The following is a 10,960-nucleotide window of genomic DNA, read 5'->3' on the forward strand; positions in this document are numbered from 1 at the left end:
CCCTCCCGCCCCAGAAAGTCCGGTTCTACAATGGCTAAACGAGACCCCAACAAGACTGCCCGCAACAAGCTCGACAAAGAGATCTCCGAGCGGCTCAACGAGCTCTGGCCCACGGTCGCCAAGGACACCGGCGTCCAGAACCTCCATTCCTTCAACGCCTTGATCGGCGGCAAAGCTGCAACCTTCATCGATCTGAAGAACGAGGTCATCTCTTCGCACGAGGAGTATCTTTCGCACTATTTAAAGGGATTTGCACGTGCGATCGCCGAAGATGGCTGGACAGCCGGCGGTGCGTCTTTCGGATCGGAAACACTGAAGCACAATAAGAAGCTGTTTTTAAAATCGGCGGCGACCAAGGAATATTTCACGCTGTTTCTGAAGCGGTCCTATCTCCGGCACTACGAGGAATTGGTCCGCAACCGTCCGGCGATCCAGGACGCCGAGGTGTGGATCGGTCAGAACAATAGCGATTACGGCCTGCTGATTACGCCGCGCTATAAAAATGGCACCTGGGAGAATGACAAGAGCGAGATCCGCCACTTCAAGCACCTTTATTGGACGATCGGACATATCCTCGCAACCGGGCTTGTCGTCGATGGCGATCCAGACCCGATGCCATTTGCCAATATTGACGAATACTTGAACTTTTTTCAGAAAGTCCTCGTCCGCCCCTCCGGATCCGCCTATGAACGACAGATCGCCAAACTTTATGCAGAATATGTCAAGGCACAGGAAAAGCCGGAAGAGGTTCCGCTGCTCATCCCGGAGCTGCGATACAATGGCAAGGACAAGAAGCACAAGTTCCGCCTCGACTTTTGCATCATCAATCCAATCACGCTCAATAAGGTCGGAATAGAGCTGTCACCTTGGTCGACCCACGGCAAACTTGCTGGGACCAAGGGCAAAACCCAACAGCAGATCAACGACGAGGCCCAAGCGAATTTCGAGAAAGAAGCCGAGAAGCATCGCTCCTATTTCCAGAAACATGCCATCTCGACTCTCATTTATACCGACAAGCCTCTGGCAGATATCCCGACGCTCTTTGGCGAAGTTGAAAAATACCTGACGCTGAAACCGGAAACGCGCCAGCTTGAATTTCAGCTTATGGCCGAGTTCCTGTGACCGAAGGAACACCTTCCTCCTCATCTGGCGCGGTGGCTAAACGCGCTCAAATACGGCGGCTAAGAGCCTTTCTGCAGCAAATTGAGGTTCAAAGAACCGCAGCCACAGCGCAGAGCTTCCTTCTTCCCGCGGTCAGGTACGACGAAATACATTTCGCCGCAGGCGTCGCAGCCAAATGATCCGGTGAAGCCCCGGAATGCGGCCACAACGGGCGCGAAGTCTTCCTTCTTGAGGTCGGCCCATTCGTTGAAATGGACAGCCGTGTTGATTTGCCAGTTTTCGAAGCCGGTCTTGACCTTCGCCTCGACGAAGGCGGTTTCGATTGCCGTGATGCGTTCTACCACCTCCTTCTGGTTCCAGGAGTTGGCCGCGACCTTCGCTTTCTTGAGGAGGTCGCCGAGCGTGCTGGTCGCGTTAGGCAGGAGATCACCGAGCATAAATTGAGCATCGCCGCGGAATTCGACATTCGCGCGCAGGCGATCGCACGCTTCCTTTGCGAAGTGTTCGAGATAGTGGCGGAGCAGCGCAGCAGCAGCGCGCACATCGTTCTTCGCGAGATGGGCTTCCAGCTCTGCCCAGACGTCGCGGTCGTCCCATTCGGTCGGACCGAAGTCGACAGTCCATGTCCGGAAATGCGCAAAGTTCCGGCCCTTGATCAGGCCTTCCGACTTCATGTGCCGCAGCCAGATCTCATCGTGCGTTGTGAAGATGAATTGTGTGTTGGGGAACATCTCCTTGAGGAGTGTGCAGACCTGACGCCGGTGGCCGGCGTCCACGGACATCAATACGTCGTCGAGGACGGCGAAGGTGAAATTTGTCCCCAGCAGATGGTTCATAAGAGCGAGGTAGAGGCATAGGCCCATGCCGTCTTGATGGCCCTCGCTATGGTAGGCGCCTGGCGGGAAATGCCCGCGGCCGTAGAAATCCACATCGAAGCCGAGCTTGCCGATCGAGGGCATGAGCTTCGCGGTGAAGGTGTTCTCGTCGTCCTCATTGATCTTTCGATAGTAGCTCGCGAAGGTGGTCTCGACATCCTTGTAGATCTTTTCGAGCGCGGCGGTCGTCACGGTGCCATAGGTGTTGAAGACCGTTGTGGCGCGTTCGGCGCGAAGCCTCCCCGCGACCACCTTCAGGCGCGCGCTGCGATAATGCTCAAGTCGCTCCTGGGCCAACACAAGGAAATCGCGGGCGGCGTCTTGCTTGCTCGGTTCCGGGATGGCGGCGATCGCGATCTCGAGCGCTGTCAGCGGCGGCCCCAAGTCCGAGACGGTATGCGCTGCTCCCAGGATGGCCCGGGTGTCGTCGAGCGGCAGCAGCTTCTGAAGCTGCTGATAGCGCCCGCGCAGAATGGCCCGGAAGTCGATCAGGGCTGTGGCGTCGATCTTCGGCGAGAACAGACCAGCGTGGTCGATCATGATGTTCAGCGCGGTGCCGACGGCGTGCAAGCTGTCGAGGATTGGTTTGAGTTCGGCCTCGAGCGCTGCGCGCCGCTTGGTCACATCGTCGAGGTGCGCGAGCTTTCCGGCCAGATGTCCCTGAAAGGCGTCGGGCTCGAACGGCGTGTCGCAGACCGGGCAAGCGGTACCGTCGTAAAGCTCTAGCGCCGACTTCAGCAGCGCCTCGCGCGACAAGCCATTGAGGCTGTCAGCATCTTTACCGAGTTCGACGGCATTAGCATCGGCGGCGTCGCATGCCTGTTTGAACGTGTCAGCCTGGAGCGCGTCGAGCGCTTCCCTGAGCGTAGCCAAGTCAGTCGTTGCCTGGATTTTAGGAACCCGGCCAGGCGTGCTGGCGGTGGTTGTCGTCAGCCCGTCCTTGACGGAGGTGTTGGCATCGAGGTCTGTCAACGGTGCGAGGCTAAGCAGCTCCCGCCGCGGATTGATCGCGTCGAGGACCGACTTCTTGTTGAGTTGCGCGGTATCGAGAACGGCCAGGAGATTCTTGATCGCGTCCGTCTCGGCTCGTTCAAGCCCAGGAAGCTCTTTGGTGCAGGCATTCGCAATCTTCTGCAGCACCCCGCGCAGCTTCTCGATGTCGTCGAGACGTAGAAGGGACTGAACCTCCTTGGACCTCTGGCCTGGTTCGGAAAGGACGTAACGGATCAGTTCACGACGCGAGAGCACGAACTCTGGATGGAGATTGACGCTCTCGAAGGCCGTGACGACGTCCTTGTCGGGGGGCTTGATCTCTGGTGCGCCCGCCGATTTCACGGTACGGCGGATCTGTGCCATCTTGTTACGGAGGGCCGGAATGGTGACGTCCAGCGTGACCGAAGCAGCTTCTGGCTTGTTGCGACTATCGACGTGCGGACCGTGCGCCTTCACCGAGAGGCCACCTGTACCCGCGCCTGCCAAACGTGAGATGTTGCCGGTCAGGGCGAATTCGATAGCGTCAACGATGCCGCTCTTGCCAGTGCCGTTCGGGCCGCACGCCGCGAAGTTCTGGCCCTTGAGGTCGAGGGTCAGATCGCGGATGCCACGAAATTCCTTGATGTGTATCTTATCGATCCGGATCATGAGGCGTCCGGAAAGAGAGCGGCACGAATTGACGGTTCGGCGAAAATGCCGTCGTCGAGCACGACTTTGCGTAGCCTTGGCGCCACGTCGGCGAGACCTTCTTCCTTTTCCAAGGCGTCGAAGAACTCGCCAATAATAGTGGCGGCGACGGACTTCACCTTTGCGGGCGGTTCTACCGCCTCATCTTTGTCTGCTGTCAAATCCAACTTGCTACCCCCGCTGCGTGCAAGATAGCATGACAGGTTGTTTGCGCCAGGGGCTCAGTTCGCGTCAGGACATTTGGCGTAAACTACGTCCGCGACGCACACTATTAGCCTTCGGCGAGCGCGCCATCGGCGAAAGAGCCGCATTCTCACAATTAGCTGGCAAGCGACGTATCGCTCCGATCCGCCAGCGGTGCAAAATTCCCTAAAGCCCGCTTCCAGTTGCATTTGTTCACTATTTGTTCTATAAGTGAATTGTCCAGCATCAATCAACTCTTCCACAGCCCGACGTGCCATTTTCCACTGTTGTAACGGCGGCCACTGCGAATCAGGGTTGAACGAAAAGCAGCCTCATGCAAGTTCGGAATGCGACTATCGACCATGAGATGACCAACCGAGGACCAGATGCCAAGCACATCCATCGCTGATGACTTCGTGTGTTGGTCTCGGATGCAAAGCGAGGCCGGGCAGGAGCTCGACAAGATTGTCCAGCGGAAAGAAAACGAACGCAGAGCGGGGGGCGGTTTGTTTTTTTGGGGCGTAGGTAACGCACCTTCGAAAGCAATCCCCGCCCTGGCGCGTCTCAAGCGCGAAGTCCCTATCTATTTTTCGATCATGAAGAGCAAGCCGAAGTTGGCCGACTCCGCTCCATCGAGTGTCGTTGTCTGGCGTCGTTACATCGACCTTCATGGGATGGAACGGCCCCTACCGCCATCCGCCCTGATTACGAGCCGCGGCAATAGCGGAAGTGGAACCCAAAAGACTAGGCACTTTGCCTTGGTGTGCACGTGGGATGAAAAACTGGAACTGAAATACGGAAGACCCTTCGACCATCATATGTATCGGAATGCCGGTCCGAATGGCGGTCAAATCGGCGCTTCCCAAGTCACGGCGCTGCTCACACGCGACAGGTCGATTAATGGCGCCGCCGCTCAATACGAGGTCAACCTCGAAGCCAGATTGACGGGAGGCTATTGGGTCCGACTAACAGATCCGATACCCCTGTCGGACTCTCAGATCGCGCTCTATAATTGTGCGAACGTCACGTCTTCCATAGACTGGATCGAATTCGTATCAGAGCTTCGGCAACGGGCGCCAACGCGGGTCGATAGCAGTCTTCAGCTCGGGCTCATCTAAAAACGCAACGCTGAAACCACGACGCCGGAACCAAATAAGAGGCTCATTGACCACCGAGGTTCAGAAGCTCCGCCAACAGCTGAAAAAGTCCGGCCTAAGCGACAGGGCTATCGATGCCGCTTGGCCAGCTTGGTGGTCCGATGACCTAGACGCGAGCCCCTCAAGCCGTGCTGAGTTGCGGTTTGCGCTTGCAAGGAAGCTCGGACTCAGCCCTAAGCCTCTCTTAGGGGAACGAGTCGAATTCATCTGGCGCGACCGCGCCCGCTTCAAGCATCTGTCTGCAGGCGATGACATCCGGCAGGACGCGATTACGTCCTTCGGCGTCTCCATCGGAAAGCTTTTGATCAGGGCAACACCGGCGGTACAGTTGCCATCAGTTACGGCCGAAGAACTTCGAAACGTTGTGCTATCAGCATCACCGTTTGTTGATCTCCTCTCCCTGATCACAATATGCTGGGGCGTGGGCATACCGGTCATTCATTTACGCGTGTTCCCGCTCGATCAAAAGGCGATGCATGCCATGGTCGTTGAAGATCAAGGAAGGTATGCGATTTTGCTCGGTCGGGACGCCCAATATCCCGCTCCGATAGCCTTCACCTTGGCTCATGAACTCGGACACATCATGCTGGGCCATCTCCAAGGTACTTCCGCGATCGTAGACCTCGAAGAAGGTGAATACGATGCGCCAGGCGATCCTCAGGAAGACGAAGCAGACTCATTCGCAATCTCCCTTCTCACAGGCACGCCTAATCCGGAGATTACAACTAGCGTAGACAGTTTCGGGGCTAGAGCCCTTGCGCACGCAGTTCTATTGGCCGGCCCTTTGCACGGGATTGAACCCGGAACACTTGCACTATGTCTCGCACATCGAAGGAAGAAATGGCCGGCTGCAATGGCAGCACTTAAATACGTCTATACCGAAGGGAAACCTGTTTGGCAGGAGGTAAATGGCATAGCGAACTCGCAACTCAGATGGGCTGATCTAAGTGACGAATCCGCTAGCTTCCTTGAAAACGTAATGCTTGGGCCCGATGCGCGATCTGATATTGGTCGATAACGATATCGCATTGAAACTCTGCGCGTATTCATGCGCCCAAGAGCTTATGTGGTTCGGATCAGGCAGAAATCGCACGCTGGCTATGCTTCGCCTCGCGCAGTATACCGTCGGTCGTCGAGTCCACCGAGCTCGGGGCATACAAGACGGCGCCAGCCTTCAGACCCAATGGGGCGTACTCGCAGCAGCTGTCCTGTGGGTCGAACCTACCGAAGAAGAGATTATGTTCGCTGCCGAGCTCGAAGAGCAAGCGATGATGCTGAGCCTGGAACTCGACGCTGGCGAAAGCCAGCTCTTTGCAATTCTTGTGCACCGGATGTCGCCGTTGCTAATCACGGGCGACAAGCGAGCCATCAACGCGCTCGAACGTATCGCACATTGCCTGCCCTCGGAACGAGTGGCCTGTCTTGAGCAGATTGTCTTCACACTCCTGCAAATCTTGGGCACCGAGATTCTTCGAAAACGTATCTGCGGCGAACCAGGCGTAGACCGTTCTCTGTCGATTGCTTTCGCATGCAATAGCGCCTCAAACCCAGCCACCGAACAAACGATCAAAGAGGGTTTGACGAGCTACGTGGTTTCTGTGCAGAAATCCGCGCCCACGATCCTGATAAGGACCACCGATCTCTCAGCGGTAGTTCCGTAGAAACACCGCGTATGGAGCTTTCAACTCTGCAACTAAGCTAATCTGCCGCTCAAGGGCCGGCTCTTCAATGTTGGCAAGCTCCGGCTGCCCGAGGACTTCAAGGCAGGCTTTGTCAACCCGACCGTTGATGTAGCGACTACCGAGACGCCCGGCGCTTGGCCCAACAGGTACGCGCGTCATGTTCAGGGGTAACCTGAAATCGTCCTCAAGAATTTCATCGATAACCAAGGCATAGCGCGACCCCCTAACCTCAATCGCGTCCGGTATTTTTTCCCACCTTATACCGTCGACCGAGAACTCAGCCGCGCAAAGCGGCTCGGCAAAATGTTTAGAGTCCATTGATTCCATGCAAAGATGGATGGGCTTTCCTGCTTCGCGGAATGCTTTCGCAAATGGCTGAACCATCGACGCCGGATGGCACGTATTTCCACCGTAGCCCCATAAGCCATATCCAGTGTCCTTAATCTCCTGGGACTTTCGCTTAATGATATCTTCGAGAGTCTCTTGGGCGTGGGTACCCACCTTCATGTAGAGAATACCGTTTCCAGGAGTTATAAGATTAGCCATTTTGCTTCTCCAACAGTTCCAGCTCGTATTCGTCATCCGACGCTTTCCCATAATCTGGGCGTTTCCGTTCTCGAACAAACTTCACTTTCGGAGCCTGAAGTTTTCCGTAGAAGTTCTCCAATCGCTCCGGAGAAGTTGCCAAGCTTGGCTTTTGTCGAACACCATTTTTTGGAAGTGAACTCACAAATAAGTTGCAAGATCGAAGTTCAGGCGCGTCATCGAGGTGATACTCGTGAAGTTTGCGCTGCATCCTTGACACGTAAAACCCTCGCTCAAGCGAAAAGGCTTGCACATTGGCGAGAACTTGCTTTGGCCAATCCAGTTCATCGTCGTCTGCGATGACGATCATACCCTCGCCCTCATACCTTACGGCTTCAATGCCGCGCTCCACGAAGACATTTACGCTCTCGCCGTTATTCGATGCTCCCCATGGTGGGTTCGTGTAAAAAAGATCATATTTGCTTCGGTCGGGAAACGGGTCCAAACAATTGTATAATTCGGCATCAAGATGCTCGAGCCTCTCTTTGTCAGCGAATCGTTTGACCGCGTTCACTGTGCGCTCATCGAAATCAAACACCGTTATTTTGGACGGTCCGAAAGATAGTACTTCCCGCGCCATAAGATATGCGACGCACACGCTGATCGCGTCACCGTCGCCGATGAAAGCGACCCTCTTTTTGTCCGCCCAATCAGCGACAAGTTCACTTTGAACAACCATATCTCCCGTCTTCATATGGATCTGATCAAAGTCTCTCAGCGGCCTGGGACGGTTCTGAACTACGTCAGATACTGCATTTATGGCCCGATGGAGATCGACTTGCTCCCGCATATTCCCTCCCAGCTACTTCTTTAAACGCTCGGCAAGCCGACCGATGAGCGTTTGCTGGTCGCCACCCGAATCGAAAAGATAAACGGGTCGGCCAGTTACGATGCCGTAGGTCGCCGCTACCGAAGCCTGAAGGTCGGTGTGCATTCGCGCCTGTTCCAAATCAATCTGAGGACGCCCTGCGGCGTTTGCATTGATGCGCTCGACAGCCATATCCGGAGACGTAAACAGTACCCAGATCTCATCAGGCGCGAGAGCTCTCACTTGATCTGCTGAAAACGCGGTGATCCGGTAGCCGTAGTCTTCCTTGGTAACTGGGTGGCTGTCGATCACGACGGGAAAGAGCCCACGGTTTGCCTTCACAAAACCTAGGAGCTTCTGATCTACCGCAGCTACATCGTCCGGTGTCACCACATTTCCCGACAGACGCCTAAGATCTTCCTGCGTAGTAACTTGCGGCCGTTCCTGGACGTAGCGTGTCAGCTCAGCCCCGTATTCCCAGACCTTCAGCCCTTCAAGTTTCTCTTTCAGCAAACGCGCAGTTGTGCTCTTTCCCGAGGCGGGCGCCCCGGTCATATAAATCACTTTCATGAGGTTCGCCCCAACTACCACCCCAGGTAAGGTAATATATTCTTAGAAGACTACAACAGGTTTTAAAACTGCTGCCTTCTCGCCTTTACATGGCGCTGTCCCGTTCATAAGATACACATACGAAGCTTTCCCCCGCCATCGTATCGTACAACTGCGGCCAGCCTATCGCGATACCTTGTGGCATCGACGTCGATGCCACAAGGTATCGAGCTTTATAGGCCCGCAGACCTGGAAAATGGAGCGGACTTCGGCCGCAAATTTCGGGTGACCTGCGTCCTGTAGCCTCAGCCAACACGGTGGTGATCCCTTGGTCATGAACGCCACCCAGTGTCAGCAGGCGTGTGGCTACTCCACTTGCGACAGCTAGGCACGATCATCCAATGCTAGGCCAGGCGACAACCTTACTCCTCATCACCGTCCGGCGCGGCTGACAGCAGTTCCGCTTGCACCACTTCGCGGCTGAGCAGCCCTGCATCCTCGAGCGCCTCGATGTCGGGTAGGTCACGCAATGTCTCCATGCTGAAGGAGGAGAGGAAGTGCTTCGTCGTCACATAGGTGTACGGCGCGCCGGGCGTCGGGCTGCGCGGCCCAGAGGAAATAAACCCGGCGGCACGCAGCGCCCCGATCGTATCGCGACTGACCTCCTTGCCGAATATCTTGCTGAGTTCGCCACGCGTGACCGGCTGGAAATATCCCACCGACATCAGCACCATCGCCTCGAACTCGGAGAGCGCTGCCGCCCCTCCCCTTGTCGGCGCCGACGAGGCGCGAATGGTCTCGCCGAACCGCACCCGTGTGCGGTGCTGCCAGCCGCCGGCGACCGATACCAGCTCATATGGCCGGGAACTCAGTTCCTCGCGCAAATCATCAATGAGCAAATCGACGTTGCAGTCCTTGCCGACCACCCGCGCCAGTGTCTCGCGGCTGACCGGTTCGGCCGCGGCAAAGATCACCGCCTCGACGCGCAGCATCCATTCCCGCCAGCGCAGCTCCGGCGGCAGATTCACCAGCTCCCGATCCAACAAGCGTTCGCTTGCGTCCTTCTTCCGAGACGTCCGTGTTTTGCCAGGTTCATCCGGCTCACCCATCGTCACAGCCCATAGATCCGGAACGCGCTGCGGCCGGACAGTTCGCGCACGCCGCCAAAGCCTTCCAGTCTCTCGAACAGCCGGGTCGCCGCCCAGCGTGAGAGATTGCTGCCGGGCGCCGAGGCTGCCACGGCGTCCTCGTTCAGCAGGGCCTCGATGACGGCGCCGGCGCCCTTCGTCCGAACCTTTGGCGCCGCGGTGCGCAGCGTCTCGGCGCGACGGGCGATCTCGCCAGCGGTGCGCAAGGCCGCGCTCGTCCCCTCGACCACAGCGAGGCAGACGGCGCGGGCGAAGGCGGCATCACCCGGGCGCACGCGGCCCCTGCCCCCAAGCGTCTTAAAGGCGGAGCCATAACGCTCGGCCATCAGCAGCGGCACGGCACAATCCCATTTCAGCAGCGCGGCGATCATCCTATCGGCGAGCATCCAAGCGAGCGGCTCGGCATCCGGCCGCACGGCATGGATGGCCGTGACCAGGTCCGCCGCGGCAAGCGGCGCCGGGCGACCGGATTGCAGCGCGTCATCGGCATAGTCGACGGCCGCGGCCAGCCGATCGTCCCAGGCCAGCCCCAACAGGTCGGCGAGCTCGGCCACCGCTTTCGAGGAAAAGGCGGGTTTTCGCGTGGAAAGCCTTTTGGTGGCCAAAAACACCTTTCCGGCTGGGCCGGGATCGTCGCCAGTTGCGGTGAGCAAAAGCGCGTCCCGCAACGCGGGCTCATTCTCGCTGCGGCCCATCAGCCGGACCGCGACGGCGGCACATTTCAGGGCCTGGCGAGAACGCCAGCAGCCGGCCCAGATGGAGGCAGAGCGGACAAGATCGTCGAGCGATTTCAAGGCGATGCCGGCGGCGAAGGCGGCAGCGAGTTCGTCCGGCTCGCGGCCACGCGGCAGGGCCCAGCCGGGCAACGCGGTCGTGAACGTCGGGGCGGCAACAGACGAGGCGACGGGCGAATCCATGGCCAACAGGTTAGACCAAATGTGCGGACTATGCCAGCATTTTGCCTTATAACCGCACGGCTTGTCTCTCCTCTATAATGATGGATAAGTTTGCATTATCGTTCGTTTTGTTCCTTATTGAAGGAATGGCCCGTGTCATTCGCGTTTAACCGCCGGACGGCCCGTTTTTGGCGTCTCTGGCCGTCGAAATTCGCAGTCATTGGGCGGATTGGTTATGCGCTTGATCAGTGGACTGCAGCGATCCGGCGCTTCGC

At 57.3% G+C, this 10,960-nt stretch carries 11 protein-coding genes; 4 read left to right on the plus strand and 7 right to left on the minus strand.

What is annotated here, in order from left to right; translation table 11 throughout:
* Positions 1 to 30 precede the first annotated feature (30 nt).
* Positions 31 to 1,122 carry a hypothetical protein gene (locus L0976_RS21440; protein WP_219511870.1) on the plus strand — a complete coding sequence of 364 codons (1,092 nt, stop codon included), beginning with the start codon at positions 31 to 33 and terminating at the stop codon, positions 1,120 to 1,122.
* 59 nt (positions 1,123 to 1,181) lie between these two features.
* On the opposite strand, the gene L0976_RS21445 is transcribed toward L0976_RS21440, so the two are convergent.
* Both L0976_RS21445 and L0976_RS21450 read right to left on the minus strand, forming a co-directional pair.
* Positions 1,182 to 3,638, minus strand: coding sequence for an AAA family ATPase (locus tag L0976_RS21445; protein WP_234189201.1), 2,457 nt, complete (start codon positions 3,636 to 3,638; stop codon positions 1,182 to 1,184).
* The gene (locus L0976_RS21450) at positions 3,635 to 3,844 is read right to left on the minus strand and encodes a hypothetical protein (RefSeq protein WP_069456593.1); all 210 of its coding nucleotides are present in this window, start codon (positions 3,842 to 3,844) and stop codon (positions 3,635 to 3,637) included. Before L0976_RS21450 ends, L0976_RS21445 begins: the two co-directional genes overlap by 4 nt.
* A 402-nt stretch (positions 3,845 to 4,246) precedes the next feature.
* On the opposite strand from L0976_RS21450, the gene L0976_RS21455 reads away from it, so the two are divergent.
* From L0976_RS21455 to L0976_RS21465, 3 genes are read left to right on the plus strand one after another with little or no spacing between them, the layout of a single operon-like run.
* Positions 4,247 to 4,978 carry a hypothetical protein gene (locus tag L0976_RS21455; protein ID WP_219511874.1) on the plus strand — a complete coding sequence of 244 codons (732 nt, stop codon included), beginning with the start codon at positions 4,247 to 4,249 and terminating at the stop codon, positions 4,976 to 4,978.
* Positions 4,979 to 5,024: 46 nt separating this feature from the next.
* On the plus strand, positions 5,025 to 6,035 hold the full coding sequence (locus tag L0976_RS21460) for an ImmA/IrrE family metallo-endopeptidase (RefSeq protein ID WP_229002332.1): 1,011 nt from the start codon (positions 5,025 to 5,027) through the stop codon (positions 6,033 to 6,035).
* Entirely contained in the window at positions 6,010 to 6,678 is a 669-nt protein-coding gene (locus tag L0976_RS21465; protein ID WP_219511876.1) for a hypothetical protein, read from the plus strand. The genes L0976_RS21460 and L0976_RS21465 overlap by 26 nt, the downstream gene beginning before the upstream one ends.
* On the opposite strand, the gene L0976_RS21470 is transcribed toward L0976_RS21465, so the two are convergent.
* From L0976_RS21470 to L0976_RS21490, 5 genes are all read right to left on the minus strand, one after another.
* The gene (locus L0976_RS21470) at positions 6,661 to 7,245 is read right to left on the minus strand and encodes a hypothetical protein (protein WP_069456590.1); all 585 of its coding nucleotides are present in this window, start codon (positions 7,243 to 7,245) and stop codon (positions 6,661 to 6,663) included. The two genes, L0976_RS21465 and L0976_RS21470, sit on opposite strands and share 18 nt — an antisense overlap.
* The gene (locus L0976_RS21475; RefSeq protein WP_069456589.1) at positions 7,238 to 8,074 is read right to left on the minus strand and encodes a bis-aminopropyl spermidine synthase family protein; all 837 of its coding nucleotides are present in this window, start codon (positions 8,072 to 8,074) and stop codon (positions 7,238 to 7,240) included. The genes L0976_RS21470 and L0976_RS21475 overlap by 8 nt, the downstream gene beginning before the upstream one ends.
* Positions 8,075 to 8,086: 12 nt before the next feature.
* Entirely contained in the window at positions 8,087 to 8,662 is a 576-nt protein-coding gene (locus L0976_RS21480) for an ATP-binding protein (protein WP_083265178.1), read from the minus strand.
* A gap of 401 nt (positions 8,663 to 9,063) precedes the next feature.
* Positions 9,064 to 9,750 carry an SMC-Scp complex subunit ScpB gene (locus L0976_RS21485; RefSeq protein WP_234189202.1) on the minus strand — a complete coding sequence of 229 codons (687 nt, stop codon included), beginning with the start codon at positions 9,748 to 9,750 and terminating at the stop codon, positions 9,064 to 9,066.
* Positions 9,751 to 9,752: 2 nt separating this feature from the next.
* Complete coding sequence (locus L0976_RS21490; RefSeq protein ID WP_133037094.1) at positions 9,753 to 10,706, minus strand: DUF1403 family protein; 954 nt, start codon at positions 10,704 to 10,706, stop codon at positions 9,753 to 9,755.
* Positions 10,707 to 10,960: the final 254 nt, after the last annotated feature.

Origin of the sequence: Shinella sp. NM-101 (genome assembly GCF_021401195.1) — a bacterium.
Taxonomy (GTDB): domain Bacteria; phylum Pseudomonadota; class Alphaproteobacteria; order Rhizobiales; family Rhizobiaceae; genus Shinella.

Coding starts and splice junctions, on each gene's coding strand:
- L0976_RS21440 (WP_219511870.1), top strand. CDS start 31: ATGGCTAAACGAGACCCCAACAAGACTGCCCGCAACAAGCTCGACAAA.
- L0976_RS21445 (WP_234189201.1), bottom strand. CDS start 3,638: ATGATCCGGATCGATAAGATACACATCAAGGAATTTCGTGGCATCCGC.
- L0976_RS21455 (WP_219511874.1), top strand. CDS start 4,247: ATGCCAAGCACATCCATCGCTGATGACTTCGTGTGTTGGTCTCGGATG.
- L0976_RS21465 (WP_219511876.1), top strand. CDS start 6,010: ATGCGCGATCTGATATTGGTCGATAACGATATCGCATTGAAACTCTGC.
- L0976_RS21470 (WP_069456590.1), bottom strand. CDS start 7,245: ATGGCTAATCTTATAACTCCTGGAAACGGTATTCTCTACATGAAGGTG.
- L0976_RS21475 (WP_069456589.1), bottom strand. CDS start 8,074: ATGCGGGAGCAAGTCGATCTCCATCGGGCCATAAATGCAGTATCTGAC.
- L0976_RS21480 (WP_083265178.1), bottom strand. CDS start 8,662: ATGAAAGTGATTTATATGACCGGGGCGCCCGCCTCGGGAAAGAGCACA.
- L0976_RS21485 (WP_234189202.1), bottom strand. CDS start 9,750: ATGGGTGAGCCGGATGAACCTGGCAAAACACGGACGTCTCGGAAGAAG.
- L0976_RS21490 (WP_133037094.1), bottom strand. CDS start 10,706: ATGGATTCGCCCGTCGCCTCGTCTGTTGCCGCCCCGACGTTCACGACC.